Source organism: uncultured Muribaculum sp. (genome assembly GCF_910583865.1).
Taxonomy (GTDB): Bacteria; Bacteroidota; Bacteroidia; order Bacteroidales; family Muribaculaceae; genus Muribaculum.
In genome coordinates this window covers 1-3517 of sequence record NZ_CAJTYX010000071.1, presented here as the reverse complement: position 1 = coordinate 3517, position 3517 = coordinate 1, and the positions used below count along the sequence as shown (strand labels likewise).

At 54.1% G+C, this 3517-nt stretch carries 4 protein-coding genes; 2 read left to right on the top strand and 2 right to left on the bottom strand.

The features are described 5' to 3' along the window. Positions 1 to 59: 59 nt before the first annotated feature. Both QZ303_RS10555 and QZ303_RS10550 read right to left on the bottom strand, forming a co-directional pair. Complete coding sequence (locus QZ303_RS10555) at positions 60 to 851, bottom strand: threonine/serine exporter ThrE family protein (RefSeq protein WP_295732546.1); 792 nt, start codon at positions 849 to 851, stop codon at positions 60 to 62. Further along, positions 841 to 1029: a hypothetical protein gene (locus tag QZ303_RS10550; protein WP_295732544.1), complete on the bottom strand. Its 189-nt coding sequence runs from the start codon at positions 1027 to 1029 to the stop codon at positions 841 to 843. Before QZ303_RS10550 ends, QZ303_RS10555 begins: the two co-directional genes overlap by 11 nt. Before the next feature lie 207 nt (positions 1030 to 1236). Here QZ303_RS10550 and uxuA point away from each other — a divergent pair, with 207 nt between their 5' ends. After that, a complete protein-coding gene (gene uxuA / locus QZ303_RS10545; protein WP_295732543.1) occupies positions 1237 to 2394 on the top strand; it encodes a mannonate dehydratase in 1158 nt (385 codons plus the stop codon). Between the two features lie 24 nt (positions 2395 to 2418). Continuing rightward, positions 2419 to 3249, top strand: a complete 831-nt coding sequence (locus QZ303_RS10540; RefSeq protein WP_295732542.1) for an SDR family oxidoreductase — start codon at positions 2419 to 2421, stop codon at positions 3247 to 3249. Positions 3250 to 3517 lie beyond the last annotated feature (268 nt).

Genomic DNA, 3517 nt, shown 5'->3' with positions numbered 1-3517 from the left:
GGAATCGGTCCTATTTTTCAATCGCCCTCTAAAGTTTAGCGGACAGTAATAAATTTTTATCAGAACATGCCTACATTCATGACCCACATACCCGCGCACAGGCCGATGGAAAGACAGCATGTGAGCACGCCTGCGTCGGTCATGCGGCTGAAAAAGCATATATAGTGACGGTCGATCATGTCGCTGAAAGAGTTTAGCAAGGGGATTCCGGGCACGAGGTAGAGCACGCTTGTGGCTATGGCTATGCCCGGTGTAGACCCTAACGAGAAGAGGCCGTCGGCGCATGCAAGCACCGACGACACGAAGGCGCAGGTGATGAACACCACACGCACATCTATCTTCCTCGACAACATCACCTGCTTGAGGTAATATCCGCACATGGTAGCGGCGAAAACCACTCCGACCGCAGTCATGTCGCCTCCGAACAGACGGCAGAAAGCTCCGTTGGCACACGAAACGGCAAGGAGCACCCACCATTTGCCGGCATGCGGGGTACGGGCGATACCGTGGAGCGCTTTCGCGGCGCGCTCCACGTCCCATCCGTCGTCGGCCACCTCCCAGCTCAGGCGGCTCAGGCGCGTGATTATGTCGTAGCTGATGACACTTCCGCCGATTCCTGCGATGAAAGTCTTGCTTTCCCCTCCGGATTCTGTGACGGATATGTGGACGTGGCGCGGCATGATAGCCATCTCCACCTCCACACCCCACGCGGCGGCCATCCTTCTGACATTCTTCTCAAGACGGGCGCATGTGGAGCCGCTGCGTATCGCCAGCGATGAATAGTCGGAGAGGAAGTTGCCTATGCGGTCGATATAGGCACGTTCAGGGGCATATGTCGGTTTAGCGGTCATCTTCATCATCCTGGTTGTCATGCCATGGAGCGCGGTCGCCGGGTATCCACATTTCTTCCTCTTCCTTGCCTATCTCTATGAAACGGTGTCTCTTCCCGGCATGGTGTCGGATGGTGCTTGCGAAATGAATCGATACTATTGCGGCTATAGCTGCCACGGTGCATATCCATACTGTCATAGGTGTTATCATTTTCTTTAATTTTTATACGGCAAAGTAACAGACAATGTTCGCCGTATTTTGCGCCGGGCGATGAATTTATCAGATGGCTGCAATCACATAATCATAGATGCTGTTATGAAATACCCTCATAATATGGCGTGGAAAATTTGGCTTTGCGCCCGACTTATTAGTATATTTGCATTTCGATAATTATAAATAAAGAAAATGGAAAAGACATGGCGATGGTTCGGCCCTAAGGATCCTATCACGCTCGATATGCTGAGGCAGATCGGTGTGGAGGGTATCGTGACTGCGCTCCACGATGTGCCGCTCGGACAGGTGTGGACGCGTGAGGCCATCCGCGAGATGAAACGATACATTGAAAGCCACGGTCTGCGCTGGAGCGTTGTGGAGTCGCTTCCGGTGACCGAGACCATCAAATACGGCGGTCCTGACCGCGACGAGCAGATTGAGGTCTATAAGGAGAGTCTGCGCAATCTTGGCAGTGAAGGGATACATACGATATGCTATAACTTCATGCCAATCCTCGACTGGGCGCGTACCGACCTGACATATCCCAACCCGGACGGTACATCCAACCTCTACTTCAACAACGCCGAGTTTGCCTACTTCGACATAAACATACTCAAGCGCGAAGGCGCGCGAGCCGACTATTCTGCCGAAGTGATTGAAAGGATGGACGCTATGGGCGAGCTTTCCGCAGATGAGGAGAAGCGCCTCATCGAAAATATCATCATAAAGACACAGGGATTCGTGAGCGGAAACTTCTCGGAGTCGGACTTCGATCCTGTAGGCAAGTTCCGCAGCCTGCTGAAGCTCTATGAGGGTATCGATAAGGATCAGCTGCGTGCCAACATGAAATACTTCCTTGAAGCCATCATGCCCGTCTGTGACGAGTATGGCATGAACATGTGTGTGCATCCCGACGATCCTCCGCGTCCCGTGCTCGGGCTGCCGCGCATCGTCACCTGTGACGAGGACATACGTTGGTTTCTCGACGCAGTGCCAAACCGCCACAACGGTCTGACGTTCTGCGCGGGTTCGCTGTCGGCAGGTGCCCACAATGATGTCTGCACCCTTGCCGAGAAGTATGCCGACCGTACGCATTTCGCCCATTTCCGCATATGCCGGGTGCTCCCCGACGGTGACTTCAAGGAGTCGAGCCATCTTGATCCGAGGCTGATAGGGGTGATACGCACTTTCAGCCGCATCAATCCCGACGTGCCTATGCGTGTCGACCACGCTCCTCTAATGCTCGGTGACGAGAAGATGGGCTATAATGCCGGATATTCTTTCCACGGGCGCATGCTCGCCCTCGGCATGGTGAGCGGCATCATGGCGACGATTGATACTGAGAAATAAGTAAACCTATACAGACGAATAGGAATGAAAAATCTGTTTGACATAGAGGGCAACGTGACCGTGATTACCGGTGGAACCGGGGTCCTGGGGCGTGCCATAGCGAAATACCTGGCGCTCAATGGGGCTAAGGTGATCATACTTGGGCGCAAGGAGAATGTCGGCGCGGAAATCGTGGCCGATACGGAGGCTGCCATAGCGGCTGAAAAGGCCTCGGGTAGCATAGAGTTTTTGAAAACCGACGTTATGTCGCGCGAGACGCTTGAAAGCAACGTCGACTATATCGTCGGCAAATACGGACGCGTCGATACGCTGCTTAATGCTGCCGGCGGCAACATGCCGGGCGCTACGATTGCCCCCGACAAGACATTCTTCGACCTCGACCCGGCGCAGTTCCAGCGTGTGCTTGACCTCAACCTCACCGGCACGGTGATACCCACGCAGGTGTTCCTGAAGCCGATGGTGGCTCAGGGAAAGGGTGCCATCATTAACTTCTCGTCGATGGCGGCGTTCCGCCCCATGACCCGCGTATGCGGCTATGCCGCCGCCAAGGCGGGGATATCCAACTTCACCGCGTTCATGGCCACCGAGTGCGCCAAGAAGTTCGGCGAAGGGATACGCGTGAACGCCATCGCTCCCGGATTCTTCATAACAGAGCAGAACCGTGCGCTCCTAACCAACCCCGACGGCTCGTACACCGAGCGCGGGCGCGACGTCATACGCCAGACCCCGTTCGGACGCATGGGCGAGGCCGAGGAGCTGTGCGGCACTATACATTACCTCATGTCGGACGCGGCACGCTTCGTCACCGGCACCGTGGCGGTGGTCGATGGCGGTTTCAACGCGTTTGCCATGTAAGGGACGACATCAGTTACGGATTTGACATTTTGTGATAAGTTAAATCCGTTCAAAAAGTGTGCAACGTATTAGCATCTTTTGCCGGGAAATTTTTGTGTTTAATCATGGTACAAGATTATTAGAACGGGAATGATTATACGGAATGGGCTTTCGTGAGAAAATTTATTCCGAAATATATAAAACTCTCGGCAAAAGATGCTAACTTTGCAACACCATTCGGGGCGTAGCGCAGTCCGGTAGCGCACCTGGTTTGGGACCAGGTGGTCGC

What these genes read in the sequence shown, in the direction of transcription:
- QZ303_RS10555 (WP_295732546.1), bottom strand. Translation starts at nt 851, where the DNA reads ATGACCGCTAAACCGACATATGCCCCTGAACGTGCCTATATCGACCGC.
- uxuA (WP_295732543.1), top strand. Translation starts at nt 1,237, where the DNA reads ATGGAAAAGACATGGCGATGGTTCGGCCCTAAGGATCCTATCACGCTC.
- QZ303_RS10540 (WP_295732542.1), top strand. Translation starts at nt 2,419, where the DNA reads ATGAAAAATCTGTTTGACATAGAGGGCAACGTGACCGTGATTACCGGT.
- QZ303_RS10550 (WP_295732544.1), bottom strand. Translation starts at nt 1,029, where the DNA reads ATGACAGTATGGATATGCACCGTGGCAGCTATAGCCGCAATAGTATCG.